Below are 358 nucleotides of genomic sequence, written 5' to 3'. Positions count from 1 at the left end.
TGGCAGCATGGAGCCGAAGAAGCCACTGTCGGCTTTCTTCAATTCGCCAATGGCGTCGGTGCCATTGATGCCGATGCCGATGACGTTGGCCGCCTTGAAACCGGCACTTTCGGTGGCGCGCACGCCGCCCAGTACCGTGTTGTCGTTCATGCCGCCAATGATCAGGTTCTTCGCCCCGCTCGGCAGCTTGACCAAGGCCGAGTTGGTGGCGTCCATGCTGCCGGGTACGTCGAGGGTTTTAAGCGCGGCGGTGAGGATGTGATCCTTGGGAATACCGGCGTCTTCCAGGGATTTGATCGAGCCGTCGGTGCGCTTCTTGCCGGTGTCGAGTTCGTTGAAGGTATTGATCACCGCAAAG

At 59.8% G+C, this 358-nt stretch carries 1 pseudogene; it reads right to left on the bottom strand.

Going from position 1 to position 358, the window contains the following annotated elements:
• Nucleotides 1-358, bottom strand: a pseudogene (locus tag FW800_RS27295) (arabinose ABC transporter substrate-binding protein); the annotation flags it as partial.

The organism is Pseudomonas sp. 910_23 (genome assembly GCF_052850795.1).
Note: the sequence above shows the minus strand (reverse complement) of the source record. Positions and strands in the feature narration are given on the sequence as shown.